General features: G+C 39.9%; 15 protein-coding genes. 6 read left to right on the forward strand and 9 right to left on the reverse strand.

What is annotated here, in order from left to right; all coding sequences use genetic code 11:
- Positions 1-45: 45 nt before the first annotated feature.
- The 4 genes from FLM54_RS08130 (at position 46) to FLM54_RS08145 (ending at position 4,049) form a co-directional block, all read left to right on the forward strand.
- Positions 46-510, forward strand: coding sequence for an acyl-CoA thioesterase (locus FLM54_RS08130; RefSeq protein ID WP_008113812.1), 465 nt, complete (start codon positions 46-48; stop codon positions 508-510).
- Between the two features lie 245 nt (positions 511-755).
- Positions 756-1,325, forward strand: coding sequence for an outer membrane beta-barrel protein (locus FLM54_RS08135; RefSeq protein ID WP_178956122.1), 570 nt, complete (start codon positions 756-758; stop codon positions 1,323-1,325).
- Positions 1,326-1,490: 165 nt separating this feature from the next.
- Entirely contained in the window at positions 1,491-2,195 is a 705-nt protein-coding gene (gene tsaA, locus FLM54_RS08140) for a tRNA (N6-threonylcarbamoyladenosine(37)-N6)-methyltransferase TrmO (RefSeq protein ID WP_054200984.1), read from the forward strand.
- A 129-nt stretch (positions 2,196-2,324) separates the two neighbouring features.
- Positions 2,325-4,049, forward strand: coding sequence for a proline--tRNA ligase (locus FLM54_RS08145; protein ID WP_178956123.1), 1,725 nt, complete (start codon positions 2,325-2,327; stop codon positions 4,047-4,049).
- Positions 4,050-4,241: 192 nt separating this feature from the next.
- Here FLM54_RS08145 and FLM54_RS08150 read toward each other — a convergent pair whose 3' ends face one another.
- Genes FLM54_RS08150 through FLM54_RS08160 form a run of 3 tightly spaced genes read right to left on the reverse strand, consistent with a single transcriptional unit; the run spans position 4,242 to position 7,040 of the window.
- Positions 4,242-5,450, reverse strand: coding sequence for an ABC transporter permease (locus tag FLM54_RS08150; RefSeq protein ID WP_178956124.1), 1,209 nt, complete (start codon positions 5,448-5,450; stop codon positions 4,242-4,244).
- Positions 5,443-6,231, reverse strand: a complete 789-nt coding sequence (locus FLM54_RS08155) for an ABC transporter ATP-binding protein (protein WP_075169185.1) — start codon at positions 6,229-6,231, stop codon at positions 5,443-5,445. Before FLM54_RS08155 ends, FLM54_RS08150 begins: the two co-directional genes overlap by 8 nt.
- Entirely contained in the window at positions 6,228-7,040 is an 813-nt protein-coding gene (locus FLM54_RS08160; protein ID WP_178956125.1) for a DUF3025 domain-containing protein, read from the reverse strand. The genes FLM54_RS08155 and FLM54_RS08160 overlap by 4 nt, the downstream gene beginning before the upstream one ends.
- A 107-nt stretch (positions 7,041-7,147) precedes the next feature.
- Between FLM54_RS08160 and FLM54_RS08165 the strand changes: the two genes are divergently transcribed.
- Together FLM54_RS08165 and FLM54_RS08170 are read left to right on the forward strand one after the other, a co-directional pair.
- Positions 7,148-8,773: a M28 family metallopeptidase gene (locus FLM54_RS08165; RefSeq protein WP_178956126.1), complete on the forward strand. Its 1,626-nt coding sequence runs from the start codon at positions 7,148-7,150 to the stop codon at positions 8,771-8,773.
- An 88-nt stretch (positions 8,774-8,861) separates the two neighbouring features.
- Entirely contained in the window at positions 8,862-10,031 is a 1,170-nt protein-coding gene (locus FLM54_RS08170) for a putative manganese transporter (protein WP_178956127.1), read from the forward strand.
- 79 nt (positions 10,032-10,110) lie between these two features.
- Here the strand turns inward: FLM54_RS08170 and FLM54_RS08175 are convergent, their stop codons facing one another.
- From FLM54_RS08175 to seqA, 6 genes are all read right to left on the reverse strand, one after another.
- Positions 10,111-11,685 carry a dihydrolipoyllysine-residue acetyltransferase gene (locus tag FLM54_RS08175; RefSeq protein ID WP_178956128.1) on the reverse strand — a complete coding sequence of 525 codons (1,575 nt, stop codon included), beginning with the start codon at positions 11,683-11,685 and terminating at the stop codon, positions 10,111-10,113.
- A gap of 8 nt (positions 11,686-11,693) precedes the next feature.
- A complete protein-coding gene (locus FLM54_RS08180; RefSeq protein WP_010390106.1) occupies positions 11,694-12,671 on the reverse strand; it encodes an alpha-ketoacid dehydrogenase subunit beta in 978 nt (325 codons plus the stop codon).
- Entirely contained in the window at positions 12,671-13,885 is a 1,215-nt protein-coding gene (locus FLM54_RS08185; protein WP_178956129.1) for a thiamine pyrophosphate-dependent dehydrogenase E1 component subunit alpha, read from the reverse strand. Before FLM54_RS08185 ends, FLM54_RS08180 begins: the two co-directional genes overlap by 1 nt.
- Positions 13,886-14,150: 265 nt before the next feature.
- Positions 14,151-15,203, reverse strand: a complete 1,053-nt coding sequence (gene astE / locus FLM54_RS08190; protein WP_075169178.1) for a succinylglutamate desuccinylase — start codon at positions 15,201-15,203, stop codon at positions 14,151-14,153.
- A gap of 82 nt (positions 15,204-15,285) precedes the next feature.
- Positions 15,286-16,923, reverse strand: coding sequence for a phosphoglucomutase (alpha-D-glucose-1,6-bisphosphate-dependent) (pgm, locus tag FLM54_RS08195; RefSeq protein WP_109874605.1), 1,638 nt, complete (start codon positions 16,921-16,923; stop codon positions 15,286-15,288).
- Positions 16,924-16,932: 9 nt separating this feature from the next.
- A complete protein-coding gene (gene seqA, locus FLM54_RS08200; protein ID WP_010390110.1) occupies positions 16,933-17,517 on the reverse strand; it encodes a replication initiation negative regulator SeqA in 585 nt (194 codons plus the stop codon).
- Positions 17,518-17,591: the final 74 nt, after the last annotated feature.

The following is a 17,591-nucleotide window of genomic DNA, read 5'->3' on the forward strand; positions in this document are numbered from 1 at the left end:
TTTTGCGCTATGCTGTTAAGTAATATGAATGAATGAGAGTGTGTTATGGCGTCGTCGAGTGTAATTTTTCGTTTTTTAGCAGAACCAACCGATGTAAATTTTGGTGGTAAGGTGCATGGCGGTGTGGTCATGAAGTGGATTGACCAAGCGGGTTATGCCTGTGCTGCGGGCTGGAGCGGCCACTACTGTGTAACGGTATCGGTTGCAGGCGTTAAGTTTAGCCGCCCTATCTTAGTTGGCCAAATTGTTGAGGTTGAAGCAAAAATTGCACACACCGGCAAAACCAGCATGCAAATTTTTATTCAAGTTCGCTGTGGCGACCCGAAAACGCAAAACCTAGTTGAAACCAATCACTGTGTTATTAGCTTTGTTGCTATGGATGAAACGGGTTACCCTGTGGCGGTACCAGAATTTAAATCGGTTACCGACGAAGACAAAAAGCTTGAGAACTACGCAATTAAAATGAAGCAAATAGCCATAGAAACAGAAAACTTATTAGATAAAGTTTAATTTAGTTGCTTTTATAGGTATGTAGAAACTACAACAACTTGTAAAAGCTACAATTTTTAATTTTTATGGATTAACTGCACGCTGAACACCTGATTGTTTTGCGTGCCAAAAAAAACAAAACAGCTCAACAAACACACATAAAGGCCAGATATTATGCGAAATAATACTTGGCACGCTCACTGCAATTAGTAAATCGACGTTTGATGAAATAATTCATCGATATTACTTTTTAAAGGAGCTATATAATGATTAAAACACTTTCTCTTTCTGCACTTGCTTTAGCAACACTGGGTTTTAATTCAGCGGCACAAGCTGATGTTACCGACATGGACTCTCCGCGTATTTACACTGGTATTGGTTATGGCCAATATTCATTTCAGTTTGAAGATAGCGAAAACGACACCGACTTTGATGACGACGCGCAAATGTTAAAAGGTTACATTGGTACCCAATTTAATGAACATTTAAGTCTTGAGGTTGCCTATCTAAATTTTGATGAAGTGAGTGATATAGACAGCAAAGCTGAAATTGATGGCGTATCGTTAGCAGCACGTTTTGCAGCGCCGATCACTGAAGACTTTTCTGTTTATGCAAAAGGTGGTTGGTTTGAATGGGATGCAGACGTTACTCAAGAACTACCGGTTGGCAGCATCAGCGCATCTCAAGATGGCGGCGACGTGTTTTACGGTGCAGGTATTGAATATGCATTTACAACCAACATGCAAGTGCGTTTAGAGTATGAGCGTTACGAATTAGAAGATGACATTGATCCAGAAATGGATGTTGCGTCAGTATCATTCCAATACATGTTTTAATAATAGCTCAATTATTAAAACGTTAGGTAAGGCTATTTTTAGCCTTACCTTTTTTATTTTACATTTAAACCTATCAGTCTAAAAATACCCCCCCCAAATTAAGCTAATGCCAGCAACGTCAATAAAAGGTAGAATAACGCTCTATTTTTTCTATAACCGAGCATTATGAGCGATTATCAAATTTCGGCTATTGGCCATATTCAATCTCCGTATAAACAAAAATTTGCCATTCCTAGGCAACCTAGATTAGTACCCGAGGCTAAAGCCAAACTGATTTTTGCCAAAGAATTTAATCGTGAAGAGTTTGTTCGCGGATTAGATGAATTTAGCCATATTTGGCTGTTATTTCGTTTTCATGAAACTGCTGATAAAGGCTATTCAGCAATGGTTCGCCCGCCGCGCCTTGGCGGTAATGAGCGTAAAGGCGTATTTGCTACTCGTGCTACTTTTCGTCCAAATGCTATTGGCATGAGTGCAGTAAAGTTAGAGGGAATTGAGTATAAAAACGGCCAGTTGGCGTTATTGCTCGCCGGTATTGATTTACTTGATGGCACACCCATCGTAGATATAAAACCTTATTTACCCTATTCAGACTCATTACCCGATGCAAGCGCTGGATTTGCCGATACGCGCCCAGAGACTCAAATGAGTGTTGAATTTAGCCAGCAAGCTTTAGAATTTATAAATAAACAAAGCCACTACCCTGAGCTACAAGCGTTTATTAGTAATGTGCTAAAACAAGATCCACGCCCTGCCTACAAAAAGCAAAAACAAGGCGTGCAAAGCTATGGTATGAATTTGTATGAATACAACATTACTTGGCAAGTGACTGATTCTCATCACCTGGTTACTCATATAGAGCTCAGTTAAGCTAACTTTAAAGCCCTGCTATGGCTATAAAATTCGATAAAAAATCACTTAGCGCTTTAGTGTCAATGCAACCGCTGGTAAACTGAGCGCCTTAATTAAAAGAACATATCACTCTATTTCGGAAAAAACATGCGTACTAGTCAATATATACTCGCTACACTTAAAGAAACGCCATCCGATGCGGAAATTGTCTCGCATCAATTAATGCTTAGAGCCGGAATGATCCGTCGCGTCGCTTCGGGTTTATACACTTGGCTTCCCTCTGGCTTACGTGTGCTAAGAAAAGTAGAAAACATAGTACGCGAAGAAATGGATAAAGCCGGCGCAATTGAAATGCTTATGCCTGTTATTCAGCCTGCTGATTTATGGGAAGAGTCTGGCCGCTGGAGTGAGTTCGGTCCTGAATTAATGCGCTTTACCGACCGTCATAATCGTGAATTTGCCATGGGCCCTACCCATGAAGAAGTGATCACCGATTTTGTTCGTAAAGAAATTAACAGCTACAAACAACTACCAATTACTTTGTACCAAGTACAAACTAAAGTACGTGACGAACGCCGCCCACGTTTTGGTGTTATGCGTGCCCGTGAATTTACTATGAAAGATGCCTACTCATTCCATTTAACCGATGAATGTTTAGATGCAACGTATCAAGTTATGCACAAAGCCTACTGTAATATTTTTGAACGTTTAGGCTTAGATTACCGTCCAGTAATTGCAGATACAGGCTCTATTGGCGGTAGTGTATCGCATGAGTTCCATGTACTTGCTGAATCTGGCGAAGACGCCATTGCTTTTAGTGATGCCAGCGACTACGCCGCTAATATTGAAAAAGCCGAAGCATTAGCGCCAACTGAAGCGCGCCCACAAGCAAGCAAAGAGTTAAAAGCATTCCCAACGCCTGATGCAAAAACAATTAATGAGCTTAAAAAACACTATGGCGTAAAACCCCATCGCGGTGTTAAAACATTAGTGGTTTATGGTACTCCTAATGAAGACGGCGTACGCGGGCTTGTTGCATTAGTACTGCGTGGCGATCATGAACTTAATGAACTCAAAGCTGAAAAGCACCCATTGGTTGATTCTCCACTTGAAATGGCAACCGAAGCAGATATTGTTGCTGCCATTGGCGCAAAACCAGGCTCTTTAGGGCCTGTTGGCTTAAACATGCCTATTATTGTTGATAGAACAGCGAATGTAATGGCTGATTTTGTAGCCGGTGCCAACAAAGATGATGAGCACTTTAGTGGCATTAACTGGGATCGCGACGTAACAAACTACGAAGTTGCTGATATCCGTAATATTGTAGAAGGCGATCCTAGCCCGTGTGGTCAAGGCACGTTGCAAATTAAACGCGGTATTGAAGTGGGTCATATTTTCCAACTAGGTACTAAGTACTCAGAAGCATTAAAAGCAGGTGTACTGAGCGAATCAGGTAAAAACCAAATAATGACTATGGGTTGTTATGGAATTGGTGTATCACGTATTGTTGCTGCAGCTATTGAGCAAAATAACGACCAATACGGTATTACATGGCCTAAAGCTATCGCGCCTTTCGATTTAGCAATTGTGCCAATGAATATGCATAAATCGCATCGTATTCCTGATATTGCTAATAACCTCTATCAAGGTTTAAAAGATGCAGGTTTGGACGTGTTATTTGATGACCGTAAAGAGCGCCCTGGTGTTATGTTTAACGACATGGAATTACTTGGTGTACCTTACACACTTGTTATTGGTGAGCGTAACCTTGATGAGAATAAGGTAGAACTTAAAAACCGTCGCACCGGTGAAAAACTTATGATAGATATTGATAGCGCGATTGAAACTATTAAAGCGCAATTTAAATCATAAATAATAATCTAATTAAAAAACCGCTGTATGGTTTTTCATACAGCGGTTTTTTTATTAATAGCTTATAAACCAAGGTTCGCTTATCTAGTACTAGATAAACACTAAAGCTAAGCATATAGCACTCTCTCTTAATGATAATTTATAAAAAAAGGTCGCTGTGCGACCTTTTTTTATACTTTGCAATTAAAATGGTTATCTAAACAACACGTCTTCGCGGTTAAACCATTTAACACAAAATGCTAGTAGCGCCCCAGCTATCAGTGCCGTAGCCAAAAATATCAATCCCACCAGCGTGTAATCGACTGTGCCTTTAATAATTTCTTTAATCGCTAAGGCGACGTTAGTAACCGGAATAAAGGCTGTTTTAGTAGTAAGTTCCATATTAGGCATAACAGAAATAACAATTGGGAAAAACACCACTATACTTAACGGCGTCATGTAATTTTGTGCTTCTTTAAACGAACGTGCATAAATTGATATAGCCAATGCTAATGCAGAAAAAATGGCTGCAACTGGCAATAGTAATACAAAAATCATTAGCAAGTCTGTAATGCCTAAAGTGCTAAACGCAGCTTTAATAAACTCTAGATCAGCAAATGCCAGTGCTAAGGCTATCCACCCACCCATACTAATCACCGTAATAGTAGTTGATGCGATTGAAGTAGTGAGTAGAGTAATAAATTTACCCAATACGAGCTCGGTACGAGTAATTGGTGTAAGTAGTAAGGTTTCTAACGTGCCACGTTCTTTTTCACCAGCGCCTAAATCAATTGCTGGGTAACTTGCCCCCATTAGCACTAACGGGATAAGTAAATAAGGTAAAAGCCCACCCATCTTTTCACCTAAGTTTTCACGTTTGTCTGCAGTATCAACTTTAACCACATTAATTGGCTTTAAGATAGATTGTTGTGCGCTTTTATCAATACCAAAGCTTAATAGTTTGCTTTCTTGAAGTGTATCGCTGTACTCTTTAGCAAGCTCTTTTACACGCTCAAATAAGAAGTTAATTGATTTTGAATCATTAAATACAACTTGCCATTCACTTTGCTTTTTATCATCTAATGTTTGCACTGCATCGCTTGGTAAGTATATGCCCATGTCGATATCGCCAGCAGTTACGCCTGCTTTTAGCTCCTCAACACTATTGAAGGTTTTATCGCCTTTATATAACTCAAAGCTTTTATGATAAAACACTTTATCAGTAAATTCTGGGGCAAAGTCGCCATTGATAATCGCATAAGTATTCACTTTTTGCTCTGCATCAAGCGCGGCTTGCGAAGAAATAAACGCAACCACAGCAAATAACAACGGAAAAACCACAATCGGAAATACTACCACGAACAACAAGGTTTTTTTATCGCGTAGCAGCTCGGTTAATTCCTTTTTAAAAACTTCAAACATCTTGCTTCTCCGTTAATATGTTCATAAACGCTTGGTTTAATTCTTCGCTGTTACCCGCTTGTTTAAATTCAGCGAGGGTGCCATCAAAACAACTTACACCTTCATTAATAACCGCTACACGGTCACATAAAAGCGCAACTTCATCTAAATGGTGCGTAGAAAAAATAACAGGAGTGCCTTGTGCTTTTAAGCCTTTAATAAAGTTAATCACTGTTTGCGTGGTCATAATATCAAGCCCGGTAGTTGGCTCATCAAGAATAACCACGTCTGGGTGATGCACCACAGCACGCGCAATGTTGGCTTTTTGCTTCATACCGGTTGATAAGTTTTCAGCACGCTTATCAATAAATTTATGCATATCGAGTAAGGTAAATAATTCTTCACAGCGTGCCTTGATTGCCTGCTTGCTCATGCCATGTAGCTTTGCAAAATATTCGATATTTTCTTTTACCGTTAAACGGCCATATAAACCAGTAGAGCCAGACAAAAACCCGATAGATTTACGCCCAATGAGTGGCTTTTTAATTATGTCATTTCCAGCAATAGTAATACTGCCATCATCCGGTTTTAATGCGGTTGAAATCATTCTTAAGGTGGTGGTTTTACCCGCGCCATTAGGCCCTAACAACCCTAATACTTCGCCTTTTGCACAGCTAAAGCTGACATTTTTTACTGAATGAAAAAAGTCTTTATCTTCGCGTGGGTCTACTTCATCTATTTTATTTTTTTTATGATCTTTAGTGAGCTTAAACTTCTTCTTAAGCGCGGTGACTTCTATCATTTTCGTGTCCTTCGTTTCGGTCTAAAATAGTCCGTGTTGTCGTAAAATGATGAATTGTTATTCTCCTCACACCAACCAGGAACACCTAATAAGGGTAAGGGTGAAAGCTGTTTATTATCGGCTAAACAATCATCATTTTTAATCATCTCATAAAGTTGCTTATCTAGGTACTGATATTGCTTTACTAAATCTTTACAAAATATTTCATCGGGTACATTCACAAATAATGCTTTGCCTGTGAGCCCAATATAAGGTTTGGTCAACATTTCGTAATTAGCGTGGCCAAACATGAATGGCGCTATAGTTTTACCCCACTGCTCTCTATGCATTATAAATGCTGTTTTCCATTGGTGGTCTCTTAAGCATGCTTTCCAATTTGAATCACTAATAGCTAAAACTACGCCACACTCGTCAAACAGGGTTAATGCGTTACGATGTTTACTGCGTTGTTTTAAACCATGCACTGCTATTTCATCTACATGACGCTGATTGATTAGGGCTTTTGTTTTTGGAAATAAGCACCAAATAAAACCACCAAACAGATCATGCCAGTTTTGTTGGCGCGTGGGGACTTCCCCTGTTTCAAAAATTACTTGTTCATAATAGCGCTCAGCAAAGTCAACCTTGGCATCATCGACAAAACGAATGGGGAGATTATGTGCGTTTATGGCATTTAAGTACGGGGCAAAATACGCAGGTTCTGGCCAGTCTGTTTGTTGATGAATTTTAAACAGCTGACGTAAGTGAGCAAATGCCCCTGTGTTTAGGCTCGTTGCTTGGAATTGTTCTGGGGGAGTAAAACGCTTCATTGTTACCTTTACTGTACATTTTTATCCCTAACAGTTTACCGCAAAAACTGGTTCTAATTAACAGAAGTTCATATACTAGGGCCACTTAGAACAAAAAAAGAGCCAATATGAAACGTTATTTTTCTTTGACCTTAATCACAACCGCGATTCTAGCGGGTTGTGCAACAACAAGTATCACTTCTGACGATGTCGCGAAAGGCTATAACAGCATTCAAGCCGATGAAATTGCTAAGCATGTAAAAGTGTTAGCTTCTGATGAATTTGGTGGTCGTGCTCCTTCATCTGAAGGTGAAAAGCTTACGCTTGACTACTTAACAAAAGAATTTACTGTATTGGGCTTTGAACCGGGTAACGGTGATAGTTTTTTTCAAGAAGTCCCGCTTGTGTCATTAGAAGCAGACTCTGACATGGTGCTTAATATTGGCGGTAAAGACTACCAATACAAAAAAGACATGGTTATGGGTAGTAGCCGCATCAGTGCACAAGAAGGAATTGAAAATTCAGAGCTGGTATTTGTCGGCTACGGTGTTAACGCACCTGAATATAATTGGAATGATTACGAAGGCCTAGATGTTAAGGGCAAAACCGTCGTAATGCTGGTAAACGACCCTGGTTTTGCAACTAAAGATCCTGATTTATTTACCGGTGATGCCATGACCTACTATGGCCGTTGGACTTATAAATACGAAGAAGCAAGCCGTCAAGGTGCAGCGGGCGCTATTATCATTCATGAAACAGCACCGGCGTCTTACCCTTGGTCAGTGGTTGAGAACTCGTGGAGTGGCGAGCAGTTTGGTTTTGTAAAAGATAATAACAACATGGATCGTGTTGCTGTTGAAGGTTGGGTTACTGTTGATGTAGCAAAAGAGCTATTTACTAAAGCAGGCCTTGATTTTGATACTGCTAAAGCAGAAGCAGCTAAAGGCGCTTACCATGTAGATATGGGCGATTTAGCTGCCACTGTGAATGTAAAAAATACCATCAAAAAATCGGTATCTTATAACTTTATTGCCACTCTTCCTGGTAGTAAAACGCCAGACGAGCATATTATTTACTCTGCGCATTGGGATCATTTAGGAACGGATAAAAATCGTAAAGGCGATCAAATTTATAATGGTGCCCACGATAATGCGACAGGTACAGCCGGTATGTTCGAAGTGGCTGAAGCCTTTACTAAACTAGGTAAACGCCCTGACCGCTCAATGACCTTTTTAGCGGTAACCGCTGAAGAACAAGGTTTGCTTGGCTCAAAATATTACGCCGCTAACCCGGTTATTCCAGCAAATAAAACCGTTGCTAATATTAATATGGATAGCTTAAACCTATTAGGAAAAGTAAAAGATATTAGTGTGGTGGGTATTGGTAAATCGCAAATGGATGAAATACTAGCAACGGCTGCTAAAGAGCAAGGCAGAACAGTATCAGGCGATCCTAAGCCATCTTCAGGTGGTTACTACCGCTCTGATCACTTTGCCTTTGCCAATATGGGCGTACCTGCTATGTATGCTGGTGGTGGTTCAGAAGCGTTTGATGAAGAAACGGCTAATTATCGCAAGCGTATGAGTTTAGTATTGCGCGGTTGTTACCACCAGCCTTGTGATAGATATCGTGATGAGTGGGATTTATCAGGTGCGGTTCAAGATTTACAACTATTTTATAAAGTAGGCTTTGATATTTCACAGCAAAATCAATGGCCTACTTGGAATGAAAACTCGGAGTTTCAACGTAAATAAGCTTTTTCAAGCAACCACTTAAATGATATTGATTATCATTTAATAAAATAGTACAGTGCGATCTAGTTTATTTATTAGGTCGTACTTTATGCTTTTAACAAAACATTTAGGAGTTATTTCGCCAGCTGCAAAACGTGTTTTTCATCAAAATAAACGCCTAATTTTACCCCTGTTAATTTTAGTTTGTTTAGCCCTGCCCAGCTTACGCACTATAACAATCACTGCACTTAGTGATGCTTTTTTTCAAGTCAGTGTGTTTGTTGCTGCAACCCTATTTATTTACTACTACGCGATTGATTATTTACCCCAACTAGAGCTTCGTTATCTAAATGCTAAGTCTCCTGTGTTAGAGGTCAGCTTTGCTGCATTTTTAGGAATGCTGCCAGGCTGTGGTGGTGCAATCATTGTGGTTACCCAATTTACTAAGGGACAAGCCAGTTTTGGGGCTATTGTTGCGGTATTAACGGCTACAATGGGTGATGCCGCATTTTTATTATTAGCTACTCGCCCTACTGACGGCTTAACAATAATGGCAATAGGCTTAGTCGTTGGTACGCTAACAGGCTTACTGGTTAATAAACTGCATAAAACAGGTTATTTATGCCCTACCAATCAAAAGCAAACACAACCAGTGACTGTATTGCCAACCAGAATAATAAAGTTGAGCAAGCCTATTTGGTTAATTGCTATTATTCCAGGGTTACTGATTGCTTTTGTACTGGCGTTTAATATTGATTTAAGCCAATTTGGTAATCATGTAGTAAATGCGGTCAGTTTTTTTGGCGCAGTAATGGCATTGTTTGTGGTGTTTATGTGGGCGCTATCATCAAAAGGTGAAAGCTATAAGGAAGTAACCTCAGAAGATGATGTATGCAGTCCGCCTTCAAAAATAACAAAAGTACTGCAAGATACTCATTTTGTAACCGCGTGGGTGGTTGCCTCCTTTATATTGTTTGAACTACTGGTGAGCGTGTTTGGTCTTGATTTAAAAACATGGTTTTTAAATTATGCCTATTTAGCACCTTTAATTGCGGTATTAATTGGTTTTTTACCCGGTTGTGGGCCGCAAATCATTGTCACCACGTTATACATTCAAGGTGTGATACCGTTTAGTGCTTTAGCAGCGAACGCCATTTCCAACGATGGCGATGCGCTTTTCCCTGCCATTGCTATGGCACCCAAAGCGGCCATTATTGCCACACTATATACCGCAGTTCCGGCGTTATTAGTTGGATATGGACTGTATTTTTTCAGCTAAATCGATCTACCTTTTATTCATTACTTTTCAAGATATAAAAAAACCAGCTAATAAGCTGGTTTTTTATTAATGAAAAAAATTAGCGCATTGCCATCATCATTTTAGCTGGCTGCTCTAAGTATTCTTTCCATAAATTATTAAAGCGCGCTATCGTGCCGCCATCAATTACACGGTGATCACCTGACCAACTTACTTGCATAATTGCACGTGAAACTACATGCCCATGCTGATCAAAGCGTGGAAGGTGCTGTAATTTACCAAGTGCAACAATCGCGACTTCTGGCTTATTTATGATTGGCGTTGCAATAGTGCCGCCAATTGCACCAATGTTAGAAATGCTAATAGTACCGCCCTTTAAATCATCAGGTGCAACTCGCCCTTCGCGAGCAGAATCAGTAAGCTGAGTTAAACTGTTAGCAACCTCTACAATGCTTTTAGTTTGACAAGCTTTAATATTAGGCACTAATAAGCCCACTTTAGAATCTACCGCAACCCCAATATTATGATCGTCATAGTAAGTAATTTCGCTACAATCATCATTTACTTTTGAGTTAAGTACTGGAAATTGACTCATTGCCAACGATAACGCCTTAATAAAGAATGGCATCATAGTTAACTTAACGCCCTGAGCTTTATATTGCTCTTTTAGATCTGCTCGAAGTGCAATTAAATCAGTTAAGTCAATTTCATCACTGTAGGTAAAGTGTGGAATAGTTGAAACCGACGCCACCATTTGTTTTGCCATTGCCGCTTTAATGCCTTTAATCGCTTCTGTTCGCGTTCCACCTGTGCTCGTTACATGTTCAGTGCTGCTGATTTTTTTACTCTCAGAAGCTTGTGGTTTATTAAGCTCAGAAGTATCCATACCAGATGGCACTTCATTTTTTATAAACGCTTCAATATCTTGTTTATAAATACGACCATTTTTACCACTGCCTGGTACGCAAGTTAAATCTACATCAAGCTCTCGCGCTTTACGTCTAACCGCAGGTGAGGCAACTGCTTTTTCGTTAACAATCGCAGTTTGTGGTTGTGTTTGTTTAGCCGGTGAATCGGTAGTTGCATTGCTTTGTGCTTTTACGACCGCTTGATTAACATCAACATCTTCTTTTGCGGCTTGACCTGCTATGGTCATTTGAAACAACGGGCTATGTACTTTGGCAATTTCACCTTTTTGATAATATAGCTTTTGTACAGTACCGGTATATTTAGCCGGTATCTGTACCAACGCTTTATCAGTCATTACATCACAAACAGCTTGATCTTCTTCAATCTCATCGCCTTCTGCTACTAACCACTCTACAATTTCACACTCAACAATACCTTCACCAATATCGGGTAAGATAAAATCTTCTAAGTGTTCACGAGTAGATGTTGGTGCAGATGATGTTTCAGTCTTTTCGCTGGGTGCTTCCCCGGCAACATCCATTGCAAATAACGGCGCATGCACTTTAGCAATATCGCCTTTTTTGCAATGCAGCTTAGTGATCACTCCATCGTGTACCGCAGGAATTTGTACTAAGGCTTTGTCTGTCATCACATCACAAATAGGCTGATCTTCTTTTACTGTATCGCCTTCTTGTACCAGCCATTCGACTACTTCGCATTCAACAATGCCTTCACCAATGTCAGGTAATATAAAATCTTTAGCCATGGAAACCTCTAAAAGTTCACTGATTGTTTAATTGCGGCCATTACTTTCAATGCATCTGGAACATATTCTTTTTCAAGCGCCAGCGGATATGGTGTATCTAAACCACAGACACGTAAAATAGGCGACTCTAAATGTAAGAAACACTCTTGAGCGATAGTTGCCGCAATTTCAGCGCCAAAACCATTGGTAATAGGTGCTTCATGACTAACAATAAGACGGCCTGTTTTTGTCACTGACTTAGCAATCGTTTCAACATCCCATGGTAGAATACTGCGAAGGTCAATTACCTCACAGCTTATACCTTGTTCGCTGGCTTGTTTAGCAGCTGCTTCTACAATTTCCATTTGTGCCCCCCACGCCAATAAAGTAACGTCAGTGCCCTCTTGAACTACCTCAGCTTTGCCTAGTTCAATGCTGTAATCTTCTTCTGGCACTTCACCCGTAGATGCACGATATAAACGTTTTGGCTCAAAAAATAGCACAGGGTTATCGTCTTTAATACATGCGCGAAGTAAGCCTTTAGCTTGATAAGGATTACGCGGCACGACAATTTTTAACCCTGGCGTATGAGCAAAATATGCTTCTGGCGATTGCGAGTGATACAAACCACCAGCAATACCGCCGCCGTAAGGTGTTCGTATTGTTAGATTACCTACGTTAAATTCATTACCGCTACGGTAGCGAAACTTAGCAGATTCATTCACAATTTGATCAAACGCAGGAAAGATGTAATCAGCAAATTGAATCTCAGCAAGCGCTGGTGCACCAAATGCGGCCAATCCGTTAGCAAAACCTAAAATGCCTTGCTCTGTAAGCGGCGTGTTAAATACTCGGTGCTTACCGTATTTTTCTTGTAAGCCTGATGTTGCTCTAAAAACACCGCCAAAATAACCCACGTCTTCACCAAAAATACACGCTTGAGGGTGCTCATTCATAGTGATATCTAAAGCAGAATTAATTGCATGTAGCATGTTCATTTTAGCCATTACTTAATTCTCCCTGCTGTTGTTGGGTAGGCATCAGGATGGGCTTTTATATGTGTTTTAAGCTCATCATATTGGCGTTGTAAAGATGGAATTGGTGTATCGTACACATCAGAAATCAGCTCTTCTAAGGCTGGTTTATCAATTACTTCAGCGCGTTTAAGTGCCGCCAAAATATCATCACGAATTGTTTCTTTCGCTTTTATATCTTCTGCGTCATCTAACCAGTTTTGTTTTACTAGCCATTTTCTAAAGCGCTCTATTGGGCACGCCTTATAGTTTGCTTCTTCATCTTTTGAACGGTAGCCACTAGGATCATCTGACGTTGAGTGCGCGCCTAAACGATAAGCTATCGATTCAATAAGTACAGGTTCACCTTGGGTTGCTGCAATTTCTCGGGCTTTTTTAGTTGCTGCATAAACAGCGAGTGCATCGCTGCCATCAACACGTATGGTTTTAATACCATACCCTACGCCACGCGATGCAATACCATCACCTTTAAATTGTTCATCAGCTGGGGTAGAAATAGCATAACCATTGTTACGTGCAAAAAAGATAACCGGTGCCTTGTGCACTGCAGCCATGTTAAGACCTGCGTGAAAATCACCTTCTGAAGCAGCACCTTCACCAAAATAACAAATGGTGACTTTATCAATAGTACTTGCTAGTTCACCTGTTTTAGCATCGATATGTTTTACTTTTTGACCGTATGCATAACCGGTGGCCTGTGGGATTTGAGTTCCTAATGGCGATGAAATTGTCATGTAGTTAAGTGCTTTAGAACCGTAATGGATCGGCATTTGACGGCCTTTACCAAGATCTAGTTCGTTAGAAAACATCTGATTCATAAATTGGTCAAGCGTAAAACCACGGTAGTGCAACGCCGCTTGCTCACGGTATTGCGCCATAATCATATCATCTTGATCAAGGGCTGCCGCAGAGGCTGTTACCGCCGCTTCTTCACCTAAACACTGCATGTAAAAGCTAACACGGCCTTGGCGTTGAGCACCCTGCATACGTTCATCCAATAAACGAATAAAACGCATGGTTTCGTATAATTTAATAGCGGTTTGTTTAGAAATGTCAGGTGCAGGGGCACTAGGATGAATGTCGCCGTCCTCAGTTAAAATACTAAGGGTTGGAATATTAAGCGCGTGACCGTCGATAAACTCAAGCTCATGGTTAATATTCAGCGATACGTTATTGGGATTACTCATAACCTACCTTCTCTTGTTGTCGGTATCACAGTGCCCCTTTAAATTGTTATTATGGGTGATTGTTGCTGAATAAACTTTGCAACATCTGCACTGTATTTAATTAAAGCTGCCAACACTTTACGTTAACGTAAAGTGTTATTCAACAAAACTGTGACCAAACAAAAGTAAATATTGAGCAAAAAACTGGCAAGTTAACTATACATATAATTAACCACTTATTAATCAGTTGGTTAAACTTTCATAACAAGTGGTCTGATGTGTTGAATTAGCTAAAACGACTATCCACCTGCATAGGCACAACCGTTAATAGTGCACGTTGTCCAATAGCAACTTGTGCGTTAGGAAAAATAATCGCTTCCCCTTCTACGTCCGCATAAATTGCATTATCACCATCAGTTGCTAAAAGCTCACCCTTTGCAAAGCCTGTAAAGTTCTCGGCATCATCAGAAAACGGGAAGCTAAAGTTTTGCTCTGTGCGGTTAATTGTGCGATGAACAGAAAACAACTCAAAGTCACTTGCATTAAATTTAGGGTATTCCACTTCTTTTTGACTAATTAATGCAGTTAATGTTTGCTTAGTTTTTGCAAAGCGCGACATGTCGTTTTCACCAAAGGGTTTTACTTGCCCAAGCTCAACGGTAAACGAATCAGCCCCATGCACAAACGATGAATAGTAGCTAAACGTGGTAGCGGGTGATTTCATCATTAATACCGTATTAACTCCGCAACTCAATAAAAACTGCAGTTGCGACTTTTTCCAAGGCTTGCCATGTAAAAATGGGTAAACAGCAAACTTCTCATTTTTAGAACCACGAATAGCGGTATGTAAATCATAATGACAGCGATACGTGTCCTGCTCTGAGCGTGCATAAAAATCGCTAACGTACTGTTCAAGTTTTGCAGCACGAATACGTTCGTCGTTCATCGCGATGCCATCAACAGTGTGGTGCCCATTAAATAAGCGGTTTAAGTTCTCTTCTACAAAGCGTTTACCAATATTAATTGACTGAGGGTTACCAAAAATAAATAAAACCCGTTGTTGTAATTCAAGTTTTCCACTAATAATGTGTTTAATCAGTTCATCGCAAATTTCTATAGGGGCTGTCTCATTGCCATGAATTGCACTTGAAAGCACCACATTCTTTGACGTTATACAATCAGGCTCAAATTCAATTACACCGGTATCATGCACGGTTACTTGCGTATTATTATTAAGAGTAAATTGGCCTGCATCCAAATGCCATTCATGGTTTCGAGAAAGCGTTAAAAAATCACCATCATGTTTTAATTGATTAATATATTCTGAAGTGGCTGACATCACTATAAAGCCCTTTTTGTTTTATAAATTGTAGATACAAAAACGGCTGAATAAATCAGCCGTTTTTAATTTTAATTGCAGATTAGCTAATTACTGAATCAACCAGTTTTTTAGCTTCTTTTTCTAATAAGGCTAAATGCTCTTCGCCTTTAAATGATTCTAGATATATTTTATATATATCTTCAGTACCTGACGGACGCGCTGCAAACCAGCCACTTTCAGTTACTACTTTTAATCCACCAATTGCTGCATTATTACCTGGCGCATGAGTAAGCTTTTGCATAATTGGCTCACCGGCTAAGGTATCGGCTTTAACATCGTCAGCACTGAGCGCTTTTAAACGTGATTTTTGCTCAGGCGTCGCTGGCGCATCTAAACGTTTATAAATTGGTGCACCAAATTCTTGCTCTAGTTCTTTATATAACGTAGACGGTGTTTTACCTGTAACTGCAAGAATTTCAGCAGCAAGTAGCCCCATGATAAAGCCATCTTTGTCTGTACACCATACGGTGCCATCAAAACGTAAGAAGGCTGCCCCAGCGCTTTCTTCACCACCAAAAGCCAACTTGCCTTTATTTAACCCCTCAACAAACCATTTAAAACCAACAGGTACTTCTTTTACTTTACGCTTATTACGCTCAGTGACTTTATCAATCATTGAGCTAGAAACGAGGGTTTTACCAATTTCAACGCTGGCATCCCAGTCACGATGCGTTAGTAAGTAATCAATGGCTACTGCTAAAAAGTGATTTGGATTCATTAATCCATCAGGTGTTACTATGCCATGACGGTCATAATCTGGGTCATTGCCTATCGATAGATCAAAATCATCTTTAAGGGCAATTAAATTCGCCATTGAATAAGGTGATGAGCAATCCATACGAATTTTGCCATCTTTATCAAGTGGCATAAATGCAAAACGCGGATCAACACTGTCATTTACAACGGTTAAATCTAGATTGTATTTTTTCGCAATCACTGGCCAAAAGTTGATGCCTGAACCACCTAATGGATCAATACCTACTTTAATACCAGCATCACTAATCGCTTTTAAGTTAACAATGTTTTCAAGATCATTAATGTACGGTGTCATTAAATCTTCATAGCGGATAAAACCAGAACGCGACGCTTTAGCAAATGGAAACAGTTCTACTTCAACTAAGTCTTCCATTAAAAGCTGATTGGCTCTATCTTCAATCCATTTTGTTACATCTGTATCTGCAGGGCCGCCATTAGGTGGGTTATATTTGAACCCGCCATCTTCAGGAGGATTATGAGACGGAGTAACAACAATACCATCGGCTAATTCATTTGGGTGATTTTTATTATAACTAACAATAGCGTGGCTAATTACCGGCGTTGGTGTGAAGTCGCCATTTTCTTGGGTGATCACTTGCACTTCGTTAGCAACCAGCACTTCTATCGCTGAGTTAAAGGCGGCTTCGCTTAATGCGTGGGTGTCTTTACCCAAAAATAATGGGCCAAATATATCGTTTTGCTTTCTGTAATCACAAATAGCTTGGGTGATTGATAATATGTGGGATTCATTAAATTTCACATCATATGCACAACCACGATGCCCTGAGGTGCCAAAGGCAACACAATGCTCAGGGTTTTGCTCTAGATCAGGCTCATTTAAATAATACGCAGACACTAACTTTGGTACATTCACTAAAACCGATTGTGGTGCAGTTTTCCCTGCGCCGGAATGAATTGCCATGGTATTTCCTTAAAGATAATCACGAATTTTTTCAGCTTGCTCATTGCTATAGCCCAAGCTAAGTGCAACTTCATGCAGCATCATTTTTTTACGTGTAGTATTTGAATTAGTCATCACCCAATATTCACTATCGGTGATGTTTTTAGGGTTCATACTACTACCGCTATTCACTAAGTCTTCTTTACTGGTCGCAAAATAAACACGATCGCGGCCTTTGATATCAAGCACTGCTGAAAAGTCAGTTTTGTGCGTTCGGTAAAATGCACTTAATATAAATAAGAAACGACCAACAACACCTTTTTGCATTGCCAGCTCTTCTTTATTTAAAATATTAAATACGTTCGCATTCTTTTTATTTACCGGCGGTTTCGCCACAGAGGCTGGCTGTTCAACGGCAGCAACTTGTTGTTCTTCAGATGGATTAGACACACTAACAGTTTCATTTTTATGATCAGTGTCTGATTTTGTAGTGTGAATTTTTTCGCCGCTGAGATTTAATAAACGACGTAAAATAGTCGATGCACTTTCACCAATACTCTGGGTATTGCTAGCAATGTACTGATATAACTCGTCGTCTATGTCGATTTGTTTCATGTTCTTCCTGTCATTACGGGTCACATTTTTCTTTCGATATGATTATACCCAATCCAGTTAGAAATGCGAGTTAC

The organism is Pseudoalteromonas sp. Scap25, assembly GCF_013394125.1.
Classification (GTDB): domain Bacteria; phylum Pseudomonadota; class Gammaproteobacteria; order Enterobacterales; family Alteromonadaceae; genus Pseudoalteromonas.